14 protein-coding genes and 1 pseudogene are annotated in these 16,171 nt (G+C 48.9%); 3 read left to right on the plus strand and 12 right to left on the minus strand.

Features of this window, described 5'->3' with window-relative positions; all coding sequences use genetic code 11:
- Positions 1 to 12: 12 nt before the first annotated feature.
- The 3 genes from IKW96_RS01200 to hemW are packed head-to-tail and all read left to right on the plus strand — an operon-like array spanning position 13 to position 1,870.
- Entirely contained in the window at positions 13 to 438 is a 426-nt protein-coding gene (locus IKW96_RS01200; RefSeq protein WP_296569417.1) for a hypothetical protein, read from the plus strand.
- A 2-nt stretch (positions 439 to 440) separates the two neighbouring features.
- Positions 441 to 779, plus strand: a complete 339-nt coding sequence (locus tag IKW96_RS01205) for a hypothetical protein (RefSeq protein WP_296569420.1) — start codon at positions 441 to 443, stop codon at positions 777 to 779.
- The gene (gene hemW / locus IKW96_RS01210) at positions 776 to 1,870 is read left to right on the plus strand and encodes a radical SAM family heme chaperone HemW (RefSeq protein WP_296569422.1); all 1,095 of its coding nucleotides are present in this window, start codon (positions 776 to 778) and stop codon (positions 1,868 to 1,870) included. Before IKW96_RS01205 ends, hemW begins: the two co-directional genes overlap by 4 nt.
- An 88-nt stretch (positions 1,871 to 1,958) precedes the next feature.
- Here the strand turns inward: hemW and IKW96_RS01215 are convergent, their stop codons facing one another.
- The 12 genes and pseudogenes from IKW96_RS01215 to IKW96_RS01270 form a co-directional block, all read right to left on the minus strand.
- On the minus strand, positions 1,959 to 2,876 hold the full coding sequence (locus IKW96_RS01215) for a hypothetical protein (RefSeq protein WP_296569425.1): 918 nt from the start codon (positions 2,874 to 2,876) through the stop codon (positions 1,959 to 1,961).
- 53 nt (positions 2,877 to 2,929) lie between these two features.
- On the minus strand, positions 2,930 to 4,513 hold the full coding sequence (lysS, locus tag IKW96_RS01220; protein ID WP_296569428.1) for a lysine--tRNA ligase: 1,584 nt from the start codon (positions 4,511 to 4,513) through the stop codon (positions 2,930 to 2,932).
- A 17-nt stretch (positions 4,514 to 4,530) separates the two neighbouring features.
- Positions 4,531 to 5,001 (minus strand): transcription elongation factor GreA, encoded by a 471-nt coding sequence (greA, locus tag IKW96_RS01225; RefSeq protein WP_296569430.1) that lies wholly within the window; start codon positions 4,999 to 5,001, stop codon positions 4,531 to 4,533.
- A gap of 373 nt (positions 5,002 to 5,374) precedes the next feature.
- Positions 5,375 to 6,541, minus strand: a complete 1,167-nt coding sequence (locus tag IKW96_RS01230; protein WP_296569432.1) for a S41 family peptidase — start codon at positions 6,539 to 6,541, stop codon at positions 5,375 to 5,377.
- 89 nt (positions 6,542 to 6,630) lie between these two features.
- Positions 6,631 to 7,998, minus strand: a complete 1,368-nt coding sequence (locus tag IKW96_RS01235) for a M23 family metallopeptidase (protein WP_296569434.1) — start codon at positions 7,996 to 7,998, stop codon at positions 6,631 to 6,633.
- Between the two features lie 99 nt (positions 7,999 to 8,097).
- Positions 8,098 to 9,009 (minus strand): permease-like cell division protein FtsX, encoded by a 912-nt coding sequence (gene ftsX, locus IKW96_RS01240; RefSeq protein ID WP_296569436.1) that lies wholly within the window; start codon positions 9,007 to 9,009, stop codon positions 8,098 to 8,100.
- A 341-nt stretch (positions 9,010 to 9,350) separates the two neighbouring features.
- Positions 9,351 to 10,013 (minus strand): annotated as a pseudogene (ftsE, locus tag IKW96_RS01245) (cell division ATP-binding protein FtsE); the annotation flags it as partial.
- 77 nt (positions 10,014 to 10,090) lie between these two features.
- The gene (locus tag IKW96_RS01250) at positions 10,091 to 11,176 is read right to left on the minus strand and encodes a helix-turn-helix domain-containing protein (protein WP_295087086.1); all 1,086 of its coding nucleotides are present in this window, start codon (positions 11,174 to 11,176) and stop codon (positions 10,091 to 10,093) included.
- 248 nt (positions 11,177 to 11,424) lie between these two features.
- Positions 11,425 to 13,194, minus strand: coding sequence for an arginine--tRNA ligase (gene argS, locus IKW96_RS01255; protein WP_296569438.1), 1,770 nt, complete (start codon positions 13,192 to 13,194; stop codon positions 11,425 to 11,427).
- A 23-nt stretch (positions 13,195 to 13,217) separates the two neighbouring features.
- Positions 13,218 to 13,640, minus strand: a complete 423-nt coding sequence (locus IKW96_RS01260) for a DUF1934 domain-containing protein (protein WP_296569440.1) — start codon at positions 13,638 to 13,640, stop codon at positions 13,218 to 13,220.
- Positions 13,641 to 13,661: 21 nt separating this feature from the next.
- Positions 13,662 to 14,735, minus strand: coding sequence for a D-alanine--D-alanine ligase family protein (locus IKW96_RS01265; RefSeq protein ID WP_296569442.1), 1,074 nt, complete (start codon positions 14,733 to 14,735; stop codon positions 13,662 to 13,664).
- Positions 14,736 to 15,045: 310 nt separating this feature from the next.
- Positions 15,046 to 16,065, minus strand: coding sequence for a glycoside hydrolase family 130 protein (locus tag IKW96_RS01270; RefSeq protein WP_296569444.1), 1,020 nt, complete (start codon positions 16,063 to 16,065; stop codon positions 15,046 to 15,048).
- Positions 16,066 to 16,171: the final 106 nt, after the last annotated feature.

The following is a 16,171-nucleotide window of genomic DNA, read 5'->3' on the forward strand; positions in this document are numbered from 1 at the left end:
AACGGAGGTCTTATGATAAACTACATCATTCTCGGAATACTTGCGGCAATATTTCTTTTAAGCGTAATCACAGTGGTCACTGAATACTTTCTGCCGAAGAATTCGGGTGCAGGACGGCTGTTCCGCGCAGTCAGGATAAGGCTTCGGGAGAAGTCACGTACAAGCTTCTGCGTGACCGCGATAGTCCTGCTCATATTCGGACTGGTTGTGCATGATAACTTCAGAATGCTTTTTGCGGCTCTGGGGATAATGCTCCTCACGCTGGCGGTGCTTCACCCCGAGGACTTCCTCAGTATCTTCCGCCACCGCAGAAAGGCTTCAAAGAAGAAGCGCCTGGGACTTACTCCGAAGCTTGCGGGGAATGCGCCTGTGGCAAGGCTTGCAAAGGAGCTCGAGCCCATTGAGGCTGAAGCTGAAACAGTGAAAGGAAATGAATGACGATGAGCATATATACCTGTCCGCATTGCGGCGAAAAGACCTTTACTCCAATAAAAAAGGCAGTATCGGGAACTATGAAATCAAAGGGCAAGCCCTGCCCGAAGTGCGGAAAGCTCTGCGTGAACGGCAAGGGTGCAACCATATTTGAAGCTGTCCTCTATCTGGTGGGATTTGCGTTTATAATATACGTATATCTCCACGGTCTTGACAACGTATGGATGTATACTCATGAAGTGCCTATAGTTATCGGGATAATCGCTCTGATGTTCGTGATACCGAAGATAGTGAACGCATTCTGCTTCAGGATGGTGCAGTCCATCCGGCTTGACGCATACAAATGAGAGACCTTGGTATTTACGTTCATGTGCCTTTCTGCGGAAGAAAGTGCGGTTACTGCGATTTTTACTCGGTAAAGTGGACAAAACAGGCGGCCGTGGACTATACAGCCGCAGTTTTACGCAATATAAGGCATTACTCGGAGCCTGACCGCATGGTAGATACGGTCTATTTCGGCGGCGGTACGCCGTCGCTGCTGACTTCAAAGCAGATAGGCGACATACTCGGCGTGATAAGGAGAAGCTTCACCCTTGACAGTCAGGCCGAGATAACTATCGAAGCCAACCCGTGTACTCTCAGCTCGGAAAAGCTTTCGGAGCTCCGGAATACAGGCATAAACCGCCTTTCCATAGGCGTTCAGTCCATGATAGACAGTGAGCTGAAAATACTGGGGCGGGTCCACAGCTCCGAAAGGGCAGTGCAGGCAGTTCTTGACGCGCAGAGTGCAGGCTTTGACAATATCTCCTGTGACCTGATGATAGCCCTGCCGGGACAGGATATCGAAAGTCTGCGGTATTCCGCGGAAAAGCTGGCAGATTTGCCAATACAGCATATTTCGGCGTACATTCTCAAGACCGAGGAGGGTACGCCTTTTGACTGCGACGATATAAAGCGCAGGCTTCCCGACGAGGACGGTACGGCGGAGCTTTATCTCGAAATGGTACGGCTTCTTGAGGAGCGCGGCTTTATGCAGTACGAGGTGTCGAATTTTGCAAAGAAGGGCTATGAGAGCCGCCACAACTGCCGCTACTGGAAATGCGGTGACTACCTCGGCATAGGTCCTGCGGCGCACTCCTGTCACAACGGCAGGCGTTTCGCCGTGGAGCGCGATATTACGGGATTTATCAGCAGCGAGACGCAGCAGGTCACAGTTACGGACGAAAGCCCCTGTGGCTTTGAGGAGTTCGCAATGCTACGTCTCAGGCTGAAAGAGGGACTGCGGCTGAGCGATACGGGTGAGCACAGAGCGGACATCGAAAGGAAGCTGCCGCCGCTTATCAGTGACGGCTACGCCGAAAGTGACGGTGAGCGCATATGGCTCACGCCAAAGGGCTTTCTCATGTCGAACTCGGTCATTGAATATCTTGTATTTTAGCCATAGGTTTTGCAGGGGCGCCCGATGGGCGTTTTTACGGTATTATTACAAACAAAGCAGCAAGGTTGCACACCTTGCTGCTTTGTTTTTATTTTACCTCTGACAAAGACTTTATTATCCTGTCAAACAACGGGAAGTCCTTGTCGTATGTCTTCTGTAATTTCTCGTTCACGCCGTTTATGGGATTAACGGGATTGCGTATGGCGAGGAACATATCAGCTGTTACGCTTTCGGGATCGATACCGAGCTCCTCTGCGAAATTTGTGTCCTTGAGGTAGTAGAAATAGTCCTTTACATGAGGATCGTCGGGATAGAGCGTACTGAGGTCAACAAGGTCGTCCTTCGGGACCATAAGGTCCTTGACAGTGAGATCGTTGCCTATTATAATGACCTGTTCCGTACCGCCGAGCATAGCGGAGATCTTTCCTGTTACTCCGTTATTGTAGTTCCTGTACTCGTCAGTGGAATAGGGGATATAGTACACAGATACGAGAATCTTGCCGTTGCCGTTGCAGTCATCACCGAACTGTGTGAAGTACTCATCTATATTAGTGGCAAGTCCCACATCGTTATTTTCGCATAGCATGAGGATAGCCGAGTCAGGACGGGGAGTTTTTATCAGATCGACAATGAGAAAGGTCATCATGACAGCGAAAAACGTTCCGAGACCAAGCCACCACTTGTTATGGTAGAAGAAGTTGCTTATCTTTTTACCGAAAGTGAGCTTTATCTCCTCTTCCTTTTCTTCGTGGATAGTAGCTTCTTCCTCCTCGATAATGCCCTGTTTCATACGCATTAGCTCGATCTTCTCATCGTGTATCTTTTTATCGTAGGCTTCCTGACGTTTCTTTTCGAGCTGAGCTTTTCTTTGCTCGACTTCAAGCTGCTGACGGGCAGTTTCCTCCTCGCGCTGCTTTTTGATATCCTTTCTGCTTTTCAGCAGACTTGTATTGATATCGAGCTTTTCATCGTTATCGTCAGGTCTTTTAGTATCTTTATTACTCATAATATATCCTTAATGATAACGGGCGGCAGTCAGCCGCCCGAATGGTTTGTTATTCACTGGTTAAGGCTCTTGAGAGTCGGGAAGAGAAGAACGTCTCTGATAGAAGAGCTGTTTGTGAGAAGCATTACCAGACGGTCGATACCGTAGCCGATACCGCCCGTAGGAGGCATACCGATTTCGAGAGCATTGAGGAAGTCCTCATCTGTGCGGTTTGCTTCTTCGTCACCCTGACTGAGAGCTTCTTCCTGTGCCTTGAAGCGCTCGCGCTGGTCGATAGGATCGTTCAGCTCGGAGTAAGCGTTGCACATTTCCCTTCCTGTGATGAAGAGCTCGAAACGCTCAACATACTCGGGAGCGTCGGGCTTTTTCTTTGTAAGAGGAGAAATCTCTATCGGGTGATCCATAATGAATGTAGGCTGAATGAGGTGTTCCTCAACGAAAGCCTCGAAGAAGAGGTTGAGGATATCACCGCGCTTGTGGCGGCTCTCGTACTCTACGCCCTTTTCGTCAGCTATCTTACGTGCTTCCTCGAGAGTCTTTATCTCATTGAAGTCAACGCCCGAATACTTCTTGACAGCGTCGATCATAGTAAGGCGCTCGAAAGGCTTGCCGAGGTCTATCATGTGCTCGCCGTAAGGTACGCAGGTAGTACCGCATACTTCCTGAGCAACGTGACGGAACATATTCTCGGTAAGGTCCATCATTCCGTAGTAGTCTGTATAAGCCTGATAGAGCTCCATAAGGGTGAACTCGGGGTTATGACGGGTGTCAACGCCCTCGTTGCGGAAAACTCTTCCTATTTCGTAAACTCTTTCAAGTCCGCCGACGATAAGTCTCTTGAGGTAGAGCTCAAGGCTGATACGGAGCTTTACGTCCTCATCGAGTGCATTGTAGTGAGTTTCAAACGGTCTTGCAGCAGCGCCGCCTGCGTTTGATACCAGCATAGGAGTTTCTACCTCCATGAAGCCCTGGTTATCGAGGTAGCGTCTGATAGAAGCGATTATCCTTGAGCGCTTTACGAAAGTATCCTTGACGTCGGGATTGATAACGAGGTCAAGGTAGCGCTGACGGTATCTTGTGTCAGTATCCTTGAGACCGTGCCACTTTTCGGGCAGGGGAAGGAGGGACTTTGTGAGGAGGGTAATGCTCTTGGCGTGGATAGATATCTCACCCTTCTTAGTTCTGAAAACATAGCCCTCGACGCCGATGATATCGCCGATATCCCACTTTTTCTTGAACTCCTTGAAGAGGTCTGCGCCGACGTCGTTTGAGCGGACGTAAACCTGTATACGGTCGGAAGCGTCGCGGACGTCGATGAAGTTAGCCTTGCCCATATCTCTCCAGCTCATGATACGGCCTGCGATACGGATGATATTCTCGTTGAGCTTTTCCAGCTCGGCAGCCTTCTTCTCCTCGTCGTCGCCGACAGCAGCGAGAATCTCTGCCTCTTTTGCCTCATACTCCTTCTTGTAGTCGGCAGCGTGACCTGTAACGTCGAACTTTGTGATAGTGAACGGGTCGTGACCCAGCTCGCGGAGATCTGCAAGCTTGTCAAGACGGTCCTTCTTGAGTATATTTATATCCTGAACGGGCTCTTCTTCTGCCTGAACAGGGCTGTTTACCTGATTTTCGCTCATTTCTGATATCCTTTCGATTACTTTGAGATCTCAATGACCTCGAACTTCAGCTCGCCTGCGGGAGCTTCAACGATGAATGTATCGCCGACTCTTTTCTTCATAGCAGCCTTGCCGATAGGTGACTCGTCCGAGATAAGGCCTTCTCTTACGTTAGCGTGGTTTGTACCGACGATAGTAAAGGTCTCGACCTTGCCTGTATCAAGTCTTTTTATAGTGATCTTGGAGCTCATACCGATCTCGTCGACGGAAATAGCTTCGTCGTCAACGATCTCAGCGTTGTCGATAGTGTACTGAAGTTCCTGGATGTGAGCCTCGAGGATTGCCTGTTCGTTTTTAGCTTCGTCGTACTCAGCGTTTTCCGAAAGGTCTCCGTATGAACGAGCGACCTTAAGTCTTTCAGCAACTTCCTTACGTTTATTGATCTTGAGGTCATCGAGCTCAGCGACGAGCTTTTCGTAGCTTTCTCTGGACATCTTCTTTGTAGCCATATCAATGCACTCCTTAATATTTAATAATAAATAGCATTACATATTATTATACTATATCGCGCCGAAAAAGTCAAGGGCGGAATTTAAGCCCTTAGCCTTTAGCCTTTAGCCCTTAGCCATTAGCCTGTAGGGGCGAGTTCCGCTCGCCTGTCCCAATGATAAAACTTGCTGCAAAAAGTCCACCTGAGGTATATCTTTTGCGATATTAAACGGTTTTCCGTTTAAAAAGTGCTGATTTCGACCCTCTTATAGAGAGCGTATCATTTTTCCCTCTTACAGAAGGCGTCGCTGCAAATAATAAGGGCGGATAAGATCCGCCCCGGGTGGTATAATAATATCGGAACGCCGAGGGCGGCGTTCCCTGCATATATGCTCACTGTATCAGATTATGCGCTATCTCCACAGCCTTATAGTACTGATCGTCCTGTTCCTCGGTCTCGTTTGCGATAGAGAAATCAGGTGCAAGACCGATACCGTCGTAGCATTTTGACACAGCGGTCTGATACTTTGCAACTGTGAGGACCACAGCTCCGTTTTTGCTGAACTCGGTGGTCTTCTGCATAACGCCCTTGCCGTAGGTGTTTTCGCCTATGAGGACTGCGTCCGAAAAATCACGGAGAGAAGCCGCAAACAGCTCCGCAGCGCTTGCAGTGTTCTTGTTTACCAGCACGACCATAGGTATTTCGAGCTTGTTCTCGTCGGAGTAAATGAGTGTCTCGCTGTGACCGTCCTTGTACTCGGCAGTAGCGATAACTCCCTCGGGCAGCAGCGGATCCACACAGTCAGAGAGGACTTCGATACTTCCTCCTGCGTTGTCGCGGACATCGAAGATAAGCGATTTTGCACCGTTTGAGGTAAGCCTTTCGAGAGTGTCAACGAACTTCTGCGGAGTATTCTTCTTGAAGCTCTTGACCTTGATATATCCCACATACTCGTCCAGCATTTCACCTGTTACGGATTCAACTTCGATCGAGCGGCGGGAGAAAGTGTAGTCCTTGTCGATACCTCCGCGGCGGACAGTCAGCCTTATCTCCGAGCCTTCGGTACCGCGCAGAGCCTCGACGGACTCGTCAAATCCCTCAGAAAGGACGCTGACGCCGTCGATAAGGGTAATGATATCGCCCGCCCTGATACCTGCGTCAGCAACAGGGGAGTCCTTCATGATCTCGGCAATGCGGATATAACCGCTTTCGTCCTCGCTGAGAGTAAGTCCGAGACCTATGAGCTGTCCCTGATCCTCGTTCTGCTCCGCAAGGTACTCCTCCTCTGTGAGAAATTTGGAGTATTTATCGTCAAGTCCCGAGATATAGCCCTTTAAAATGCCGTCGCTGAGCTTGTTCTCGTCGATGTCGCCGAGGTAGTTCTCGCGGACATACGAATCGAGAGTTTGCAGCGAGTTGTACTTCTTGCCCTTTTCGTTTACGTCCACTACCGTCTTGTTGAAGCTCTGGAGCGAGAAAAAGGAGGTAAGTATGAACGTTACCGCAGAAGCGATAGCTATAAGGCTCAAAGCAAGACCGAGACTGATTTTTCTGTTCATATTATCATCGCTTTCTGACAAAAATTCGGGCAGTTGCTTGAACTGCCCTTATTTGTGGTATGTTATTGTTTATACGCAGGAGCCCGTTATCAATACGGACTTACATAACCCATAGGGTCTACGCGTGAGCCGCCTACACGCACCTCGAAGTGGAGGTGAGGACCTGTTGACCAGCCTGTTGTACCTATATAACCTATAACAGTGCCCTGTTCAACGTACTGGCCTACTGAAACGCAGGCACTCTGAAGATGTGCATAAACAGTGGAGTATGTACCGTCGTGTGATATGATAACGTGGTTGCCGTAGTTCCCACAGCCGCCGCAGGGACAATAGCCGTCCTTAGCGTAGTCGCACGGACAGGAATTATATACCGTAATAACGGTTCCGGATCTTGAAGCAACTGCCGCGCCGCCGTGGATACCTGCGTCACCGACGTCGATACCGCCGTGGAAGCCCCCCCATCTCGAACCGTAATAGCTGGAGATGTAGCTGAATCCGGGTGCGGGCCATGCAAAGCCCGAAGCTCCAGCAGAAACGGGTACATATGAAGGCTGGTTTGAGTAATCATAGTTCTGGATAGCCTGAGCTCTCTGAGCTGCAAGGCGAGCCTGTTCTTCCTGATAGCGTCTTTCTGCCTCAGCAGCCTGACGTGCGATCTCAGCCTGTATCTGAGCGTCGAATTCCGCGTCTATTGCTGCGAGCTCGTCCTGATTGTCTCTTATCCTCTGCTGTTCGGCAGCGATACGGTCGATCTCAGCCTGAGTCTTCAACATCTGCTCATTGAGGACTTCCATTTCAGCTTTTTTCTCTTCCTTACGCTTTTCCTGCTCTTCCATTTTCATCTGGAGGGTGAGCTTTTCGGATTCCTGGTTCTTCTTGGACTGCTCCATTTCGTCGATATCAGCGAGGATATCGTTTATGAGCTGCTCGTCATATGAAGCGATGCGGTTTACCATTTCAACTCTCGATATCATATCGTAGAAGCTGGAGGTACCTACAACTACGGAAGCAAGGTTTTCGTTGCCCGAGATGTACATATTGCAGAGGCGCTGCTTGAAGATCTCAACGTTATGGTTGATCTCCTCCTCCTGATTTGCGATAGAGTTTTCCAGCATTTCGATGTTGAACTTAGCTGTGTCGATATCGGCGTTGATACTGTCGATCTCCTGATTGAGGAGATTGATGTTCTCATGTATCTTGTCGATCTGATCCATAAGGATAGCCTGATACTGCTGCTCCTCAGCCTTATTGCCCTCGAGGGCATCAAGCTGTCCCTGGAGCTCGGCTATCTTTGCCTTGTTATTGTTTATTTCCTCCTGCATTTCCGCGATAGTCAGCGCAGAAGCCTTTTTTTCGTTTCTGCCCTGCATTGACGGATAAGCTGCAAGAAGGGATACGGATAAAGCAGATGAGATAACAAAGGATACTCCCTTTTTGAATATACTGAGTTTTTTCATAATCAAGCTGCGTGTCAGACCTGATGAAGCAAAGAGGTACGGACTGACAGCACACTCCTTTCATAAAAAGATTTCATATTATTCGTTCGGACATCCATATCATACGTCGATATGCTTTCTTGTACTTATAACGCTTCCCACAGCGCCTATGAGGGCGCCCGATACGAGGTAGCCGATGACTATATAGAGTCTTATCTTGTCGAATGGGATAAGACTTCCTATACCGAAGGTCTTCATAAGCATACCCTGCTCTGTCAGCATATTATAAGCCGAGCGGTAGATCGCCCATGTGATGAAGTAAGCGCCTGCGCCTGCGAAGAAGCCCGTTACCATACCTTCTACGAAGAACGGCATACGGATAAATGCATTTGTAGCGCCGACATACTTCATTATCTGTATCTCCTCACGGCGGGCAAAAACGCTTGCCTTTGTGGTATTGGAGATGATTATCATTGCAACTACCGCCAGCGCCAGTATTACAGCGCCTGCGATAAGAGAGACCACCTTTCTGAGCTCTCTGAGGAACTCAGCCACCTGCGGTGAAGCGGAAGCGCTCTGTATATTCTCGAGCGCATTTATCTGTTCGATAGTCTCTGTGATCTTGTCGTTGTTCTTGACGGTCACGCTGAAGCCGTCAGGCATAAAGCTTGCGTCATCGCCGATGTAATCGTTGAAGATGACCTCAGCATTAGGAAGGCTTGCCTTCTGTCTTTCGAGAGCCTCTTCCTTTGACACGAACTTGATGGTAGCCACATTGGGGATAGCCTTTATGGCTTCCTCTGCGGCGGTATTCTGTTCATCGGTAGTGCCCTGGTCCATTATGACAACGACTTCGTTCTGACTTCCGAGACCCTTTATCATGGAATTGAGGTTTATATAGAAAAGGCCTGCGATTCCAACGAGAAGAAGGGAGATGAGCAGTACGCAGAATGTAGCGAAAGCCATCATTTTATTCTTCCATATGTTTTCCACGCCCTGATCGGCGAGGTATCTTAAACCACTGAGCTTCATACCTTACCTCCTTCCGTTTTATCGGAGAGTTTGGCAAGTATCTCCTCAGGTGATTCGCCCTCGGGTATCTTCGGGAGCTCCTGTGTGATCTCCACGTCGATGTTTTCCTTTACGGGCTTCATGAATTCCTTTTCGGGCTTTTCAGGCTCGGGAACTCCGCCTATAGCGGAAATGATATCGTCTGCGGTCATATTCTCTATGGGGAGCTCGATATTGTCCTCGGTATTGATATCCTCGCGGACATTATCGTTGATATGCTCGGCTTCGCTTACGGCAGCCGCCATAGCTTCGGCAGGCATTTCAGCGCTCATATCTGCAAGGAGCTCGTCGCCTGTACCTGTGATGACCTCGTCGAAAACGATCTCGCCCTCGGTGATATTGATTATACGTCCGCCGAAGTGTCTTACAAGATCGTGCTCATGAGTTACCATGAGAATAGTAGTACCCTGATCGTTTATGCCCTTGAGGAGTTCGACGATCTCGTATGAGAGCTCGGGGTCTATATTTCCCGTAGGCTCGTCAGCGATGATGAGCTGAGGGTCGTTTACCAGCGCTCTTGCAATAGCGACACGCTGTTTTTCGCCGCCCGAAAGCTCGTCGGGGTAAGAGTTCGTTTTAGCATGGAGCCCTACGAGACTTATAACGTAAGGGACTCTCTTTCTGATGTATTTGATCGGAGCGTCGATGACCCTGAGAACGAATGCGATGTTCTCGTATACTGTCATTGACGGGATCAGTCTGAAATCCTGAAATACAAAGCCGAGTGTACGGCGGAATTCAGGTATCTTTCTTTTCTTCAGCTTGTTCAGGTTGTAGCCGTTTACGGTGACAACACCGCTCGTAGCGTCTATTTCCTTGAGCAGAAGCTTTATCATAGTACTTTTGCCCGCACCTGATGAACCTACAACGAAAGCGAAATCGCCGTCGTTTATCTTGAGGCTGACGTTGTTGAGAGCGTCAACACCGCTGGAGTAGGTCACGGATACGTTTTTAAGTTCTACCAATGGGTCACACCTACCTTAATCTGTGAAAAGGGCGGACAGAGCCGCCCGAAGTTCCATATATGCCTCAGAGGCTTTTATCAGAACTTTACAGGATTAGCAGACAGGTACTTCTTTACCATGAGGGCGATCTTGAAGATGATAGCGTGATCGAACTCACGGAGATCAAGACCTGTAAGCTTTTTGATCTTTTCGAGTCTGTATACAAGTGTATTTCTGTGTACGAAGAGTTTTCTTGATGTTTCTGAAACGTTGAGGTTGTTTTCAAAGAACTTCTGGATAGTAAAGAGCGTTTCGTGATCGAGGGACTCGATGCTGCCTACCTTGAATACCTCATGGAGGAAAGTCTCGCAGAGAGTTGTGGGGAGGTGGTAGATAAGACGTGCGATACCGAGGTTATCGTAGCTTACGATCACCTTGTCGGTATCGAATACCTTGCCGACCTCGAGAGCCATCTGAGCTTCCTTGAATGAACGTGCGAGCTCCTTTACGCCGACAACGGCTGTACCGATACCAACGTTGACTCTTGTATAGAACTCACTGCTGAGAGTATCTGCGATAGAACGTGCGAGCTTTTCGAGATCCTTTGAATCCACAGTGCTCTTGAGCTCCTTGACGAGAACGATATCTGTCTCTGTGATATTGAAGACGAAATCCTTGTTCTTGTCAGGGAAGAGGTTCTGGATAACGTCATAAGCGGAAATGTCGTTAGCGGAGATGATCCTGATAAGGAACACGGCACGGCTGATCTCGGCATTGAAGTGGAGCTCTCTTGCCTTGATAACGATATCGCCGGGGAGAACGTTGTCGAGAATGACATTCTTTATGAAGTTGTTCCTGTCGTACTTTTCGTCGTAGTACTGCTTGATATTTGAAAGTGCGATAGCGAGGATGCTTGCATACTTTGCAGCAGCGTCGTCAACGCCCTCTACGAATACCGCATAATCGGGCTTTACTCTTGAGCCGAAGGGCTTGTAGGTGAAGCCGTCGCGGATGAAAATATCGTGTGAATCGCTGAGATCGAGTGATACGAACTCATTTGTTGTACCAACACGTGAAAGATCGCTGCAAGCGATGATAGTTGCAGTCTCGTCTACAACGCCGATTGTAGCGTCGATAGAATCACGCATCTGATGAACTAAACCCTGAAATAATCTGTTGGACATGATAGACATCCTTTCTCTTAATAAGATCTTATTTTGAGCGGACCTTCAGGAGTATGGAAAGGAGTGTGTCTCCTCAACATATTACAAATTGTAACACATTTTGAGCTGCAATTTGTTAACAAACTGTTAACTCTCGTCCGAAGGCTCACAAACTTGACTAATAAATATGCTTGATTTTGTTGAAATTCACCAATGAGGCTGAATTTTTTGTAACCGAATTGTAATTTTTCTGTCTCCGAATGTAATTTTTACATTTTCTCGGGACGGTCGATATTCAGTATCTCCAATGCATTCCTCAGCGTCTGACGGACTGCCACACAGAGGAGGATACGTGCGTTCATAAGCTCCTTTGTCTCAGCGTTCTTTACGCTGCAGGCGTCGTAGAAGCGATGGAACAGCGTTGCAAGGTCTACCGAGTACTTCGTGATCTTTGAAGGATCATAGCTCTTGGCCGCAAGGTCTATCTCTCCCGGGAGAGAAGCGAGGTGGCGGATAAGCTCAATCTCACGGGGATTGTCGAGGAGATCAAGGTCGGCGGACTGCGGTATCTCAACGCCCTCTTCACTGAGGTTTCTCAGGAGGCTGCAAATTCTTGCGTGGGCGTACTGAACATAGTAAACGGGGTTCTGCGACGACTTCTCAATTGCGAGGTCGAGGTCGAATTCAAACTGCGAATTTGCTTCGCGGAGATTGAAGAAGAAACGTGCTGCGTCTATTGGTATCTCATCGAGGAGAGTTACAAGGGTTATAGCCTTGCCGCTTCTCTTCGAGAGCTTTACGACTTCGCCGTTGCGGACAAGCATTACCATCTGCATGAGAACTACATCGAGCTTTGTCTCGTCAACTCCGAGAGCGTTGAGAGCAGCTTTAAGTCTCGGAACGTAGCCGTGGTGGTCTGCGCCGAGGACGTTGATGGCCTTGTCAAAGTTACGGGTAACGAGCTTGTTGTAATGGTAGGCGATATCGGGCACTATATAAGTATAGAGTCCGTTGCTTCTCCTGAGTACGAAGTCCTTGTCGAGACCGTATTCCGTAGCCCTGAACCATACAGCTCCGTCCTGCTCGTAAGCCTTTCCTGCCTCCATGAGCTTGTCTACGACCAGCTTGGTCTCATTCTTTTCGTGGACTGTGCTCTCGCGGAACCAGTTGTCGTACACGATACGGTACTTTTTGAGGTCGCGTTCGAGACCTGCTATATTTATAGGAAGGGCATAGTCAACGAGAGCTTTTCTGCGCTCTGTTTCGGAAACGCTCTCCATAGCCCTGCCGTTGATGTCGTAGAAGTTCTTTGCGTGCTCGATGATGTCTGTTCCGAGGTAAACGTCCTCGGGCATCTCGAAAGCGCCGCCTTCTCCGCTCTGTGAGTATATCTCCGAGCAGAGCTGCTCGTTATCGTCCTTGTACTTTGCAATGAGCTCCTGACCCTTATCGGAGCAGAGCTGAAGGTATCTGAGTTCAAGGGACTTGCCGAACTTTTCTATCTGGTTTCCTGCGTCGTTTACGTAGAACTCGCGCTCTGCGTGATAGCCTGCCCACTGGAGGACGCTGGCGAGACAGTCTCCGATAGCGCCGCCTCTTGCGTTTCCTATGTGCATTGGACCTGTTGGGTTTGCGGAAACGAACTCAACGAGAACTCTCTTGCCCTTGCCGAGGTCTGTTTTTCCGTAGTTTTCACCCTCTTCGAGAACGTTCTCCACAACGTCCGAGAACCACTTCCTGCTGAGGAAGAAATTGAGGAAGCCCGGACCTGCCACTTCGGCTCTCTCGAATATGGTACCCTCGAGGAAGAGCTTTTCGCATATGAGCTCCGCTATCTTTCTCGGCGGCATTTTCAGGGCCTTTGCACAGACCATAGCTGTGTTTGCGGCGAAATCGCCGTGGGATTTGTCCGCAGGTATCTCGATGTTGAAAGTCGGGAGAGGAACAGCAGGTATAGCCTCCTCAGCCACAAGAACTCCGAGAGCGTCCATGATTATCTCGCGTAATCGGAGCGACGCGGAATTGATAAGGTCTGACATTGTATCTATCCTTTCTTTCGGGCTCAGTTCTGAGCCTGTACTGTCATTATTATCTCGTTATCCGAAAGATACGAGGAATTGAGATCAAGAGTATATTTAAGGTAAAGCCTTCCGTTTTCTGCGATAGTATTCTCGATAGCGTGAGTATAAACGCCTATCTGCAGATTTCCGTAGGGAGTACCGTACTGACAGAAGTGCTTGCGTCCTATCTCGAGGGAAAGCACGGAATTCGCCGTACCCTCTCTGGTGATGGAGGCGTTTTTGCTGTCGTCCACTTTTATTGTGGTGACGGAGCCCTCAAATCCCGTAGCCGAGGTGTCCTCATAGGAGATTATATCCCAGCCGTCCTTACGGGTGAAGTAAGCCTTTGTGAGAAGCTCTGTCTCACTTCTTTCGTCGTCCTGCCATTGAATACTCGTAAGAGATATCATAACATTTTTTTTCAAAGCAGTCTCCTTATTTATATATCAATAGTTTCTGTCTGCGTTGTCCACAGCCTGTTCGAGAAGCTCCACTATAAGCTCCTCATGTGAGTAATCGAGTTCGCTCATGAGCTTGCAGAACACGCTGTTCTTTCTGAGCCCGGGCATGGTGCCGATCTTGTTGAGGAAGAGCTCGCCGTCATCTGTGAGGAAGAAGTCGAACCTTGCGAGTCCCTTGCAGCCCAGTGCCTTGAATGCGGCGATCGCGGTCTCCTGCACCTTTTTCTCGGTATCCTTTGAGATATCCGCAGGTACTTTCAGATCGTCGCCCGTGCTGACATTGAAGTTCATGGGATCGAATATTACCTGAGGCGTGGTTATCTCGCCCACAGGGGAGCATACCGGCATATCGCAGCCGAGTACCGCAGCCTCCAGCTTGCGTGCCTTTATGTACTTTTCAACGACGACCTTGTTGTCGCTTGAGAAAGCGAGCTTTACCGAAGCAACGAGCTCCTCAGGGGTCTCGGCGAGGCTGGTGCCTGCGTTGCTGCCGCTGTTTGCAGGCTTTACTATGAGCGGAAAGCCCATTTCGTCTGCAATAGTGCGGCATCTGCTGTCGAGGTCGTTTATCTCGCGCTGTGTTATGAGCCGCCATTCGGCGGTCTTTATGTTATAGTCGTCCATTACCATGTGGGTATGGGATTTGTCCATGCATGAGGCAGAAGCGAGAACTCCGCTGCCTACGTAGGGGATACCCGAGAGGTCGAGAAGTCCCTGTATCGTTCCGTCAATGCTCTTCTTGCCCATGAGTACGGGGAATACCACGTCAACACGTCTGATAGTTGTCTCGCCGTTCTCGATAGTGATAATGCCTCTGTAGAGCGGATCGGGTGATATAAATGCGGAAGCGCAGTCGGTGTCCTGTTCCCATGTGCCGTTGGCTATATCCTCAACGTCGCCTGGGAAGTAGAGCCAGCGTCCCTTACGGGTTATGCCGATGCATATCACTTCATATTTATCCTTTGGAATACTGCGGATCACTTCTGCTGCGGAAGCCAGAGAGAGTGCGTGCTCCCGTGCAGTACCGCCGAAAATAACGGCAGCTTTTATCCTTGCCATATATTTCTCCTTTTATATAGTATCATGTATTTTTTTATTGTCATTTTCAAGCATCACTATATTTTATCATATTCCACAAAAAACTGCAAGTATTTTTTGCGAAAATGAAGAATAAAACGGTCAATTTCGCAAGTATCGCGTACTGCGAACAATTTTCAACTGTTGATTTTGTGCAGAATGACAATAGAATTTTGCCTTCTTCATCAATTTGACGGAATACCCCTTAGTAAAAATGACGAAGCAAAATGCAAAAAGGACCGCTTTCGCAGTCCTTTTTGGGGTGAAAATGAGTATTAAGATGATGTCGTTGTTATCTTGTCCCGGGAGTATCGTCTCCGGGCTGGAGCTTGTCGTGCGCGAGGATATAATCGTATATCTCCTGCACCGTAGTAAATGCAGCTCCCACATAGCTGTCAGCACAGCCATAGTATAAAGCTATCCTGCCTGTAGCCGCGTCAGTCAGCGCAGCGCAGGGGAAGCAGACGTTCGGGACAAATCCGCGCTCCTCATACCACTCCTCGGGGGTGAGCACGTAGTTTTCGCAGCGGTGCAGCACCTTTGAGGGCTCACTGATATCGAGCATTGCTGCGCCGATACTGTAAACATAGCCGTTGCAGGTATTCACAACGCCGTGATAGAACAGCAGCCAGCCCTTATCAGTCTCGATAGGAGCAGCTCCTGCGCCGATTTTCAGGTTTTCCCACCAGTTGTCGGAGCTTCCCATGACATGGCGGTGACGTCCCCAGAACTCCATATCTGGACTTTCGGAGACGAATATATCGCCGAAAGCTGTGTGACCATTGTCACAGGGGCGCGAGAGCATGACGTAGTTGCCGTTTATTTTCCTCGGGAAGAGGACGGCATTGCGGTTGTAGGGAAGGTAGGGATTTTCGAGACGCGTGAATGTGCGGAAATCAGTAGTTTTCGCAATGCCGATGGTAGGACCGAATGCGTCCTGACACCACATTATATAATATGTGTCCCCGACTCTGACGAGCCGTGGGTCGTAAGCGTAGGGAGGCATGAATTCTTCGCCGTTTTTGTCGGTAAATCTTATCCTTTCGGGTTCAAACTGCCAGTTTATGGCGTCCTTGCTTCTGCCGAGGTAGATATGGGGGACTCCGTTGCGCTGTTCGCCGCGGAACACTCCGATAAAGCCGCCGTTATAAGGCATAACTGCGCTGTTGAATATCCTTGCTACGCCGGGCAGCGGATTTCTGCTGATTATTGGGTTCTCTGTATATCTCCACATGGGTGCGGTGCAGCCCGTGGGCTTGTCCTGCCACGGTATATTGTGAAGGACTTCACCGATAATTTTAATATCCGACATAAGTAAGCTCCTTTAATTAAGCTTTGCTTTATATTGTACTTAAATTATAACACACAGTTCTTAAAAAGTCAAGGGAAAATTTAATTAAAAATGTGGGATTTTTTAT

The organism is Ruminococcus sp., from assembly GCF_017549005.1.
Classification (GTDB): Bacteria; Bacillota; Clostridia; order Oscillospirales; family Ruminococcaceae; genus Ruminococcus.

Coding starts and splice junctions, on each gene's coding strand:
- IKW96_RS01205 (WP_296569420.1), top strand. CDS start 441: ATGAGCATATATACCTGTCCGCATTGCGGCGAAAAGACCTTTACTCCA.
- IKW96_RS01215 (WP_296569425.1), bottom strand. CDS start 2,876: ATGAGTAATAAAGATACTAAAAGACCTGACGATAACGATGAAAAGCTC.
- IKW96_RS01270 (WP_296569444.1), bottom strand. CDS start 16,065: ATGTCGGATATTAAAATTATCGGTGAAGTCCTTCACAATATACCGTGG.
- hemW (WP_296569422.1), top strand. CDS start 776: ATGAGAGACCTTGGTATTTACGTTCATGTGCCTTTCTGCGGAAGAAAG.
- argS (WP_296569438.1), bottom strand. CDS start 13,194: ATGTCAGACCTTATCAATTCCGCGTCGCTCCGATTACGCGAGATAATC.
- greA (WP_296569430.1), bottom strand. CDS start 5,001: ATGGCTACAAAGAAGATGTCCAGAGAAAGCTACGAAAAGCTCGTCGCT.
- IKW96_RS01235 (WP_296569434.1), bottom strand. CDS start 7,998: ATGAAAAAACTCAGTATATTCAAAAAGGGAGTATCCTTTGTTATCTCA.
- ftsX (WP_296569436.1), bottom strand. CDS start 9,009: ATGAAGCTCAGTGGTTTAAGATACCTCGCCGATCAGGGCGTGGAAAAC.
- IKW96_RS01230 (WP_296569432.1), bottom strand. CDS start 6,541: ATGAACAGAAAAATCAGTCTCGGTCTTGCTTTGAGCCTTATAGCTATC.
- IKW96_RS01250 (WP_295087086.1), bottom strand. CDS start 11,176: ATGTCCAACAGATTATTTCAGGGTTTAGTTCATCAGATGCGTGATTCT.
- IKW96_RS01265 (WP_296569442.1), bottom strand. CDS start 14,735: ATGGCAAGGATAAAAGCTGCCGTTATTTTCGGCGGTACTGCACGGGAG.
- IKW96_RS01200 (WP_296569417.1), top strand. CDS start 13: ATGATAAACTACATCATTCTCGGAATACTTGCGGCAATATTTCTTTTA.
- lysS (WP_296569428.1), bottom strand. CDS start 4,513: ATGAGCGAAAATCAGGTAAACAGCCCTGTTCAGGCAGAAGAAGAGCCC.